Source organism: Pseudomonas sp. 7P_10.2_Bac1, assembly GCF_025465935.1.
Taxonomy (GTDB): Bacteria; Pseudomonadota; Gammaproteobacteria; order Pseudomonadales; family Pseudomonadaceae; genus Aquipseudomonas.
Genome location: NZ_JANLNV010000003.1, coordinates 1 through 254 on the forward strand (window position 1 = coordinate 1; position 254 = coordinate 254).

2 tRNA genes are annotated in these 254 nt (G+C 53.5%); both read right to left on the reverse strand.

Annotated elements, in window-relative coordinates:
• Positions 1 to 45: 45 nt before the first annotated feature.
• Positions 46 to 121: transfer RNA gene (locus NTD86_RS00535), tRNA-Ala, on the reverse strand.
• Positions 122 to 149: 28 nt separating this feature from the next.
• Positions 150 to 226, reverse strand: a tRNA-Ile gene (locus NTD86_RS00540).
• Positions 227 to 254: the final 28 nt, after the last annotated feature.

Here is a 254-nt window from a genome sequence, read left to right on the forward strand (position 1 = left end):
TGATGGAATGCTCATTTCTAAGCTTTACGATGTTGAAGCAGTGTATGGTGGAGCCAAGCGGGATCGAACCGCTGACCTCCTGCGTGCAAGGCAGGCGCTCTCCCAGCTGAGCTATGGCCCCGTATTTCTACAGATTTCCCACGCGAAATTGGTGGGTCTGGGCAGATTCGAACTGCCGACCTCACCCTTATCAGGGGTGCGCTCTAACCAACTGAGCTACAGACCCAATTTCGGGCTGCTTCTATCGTCTTCTT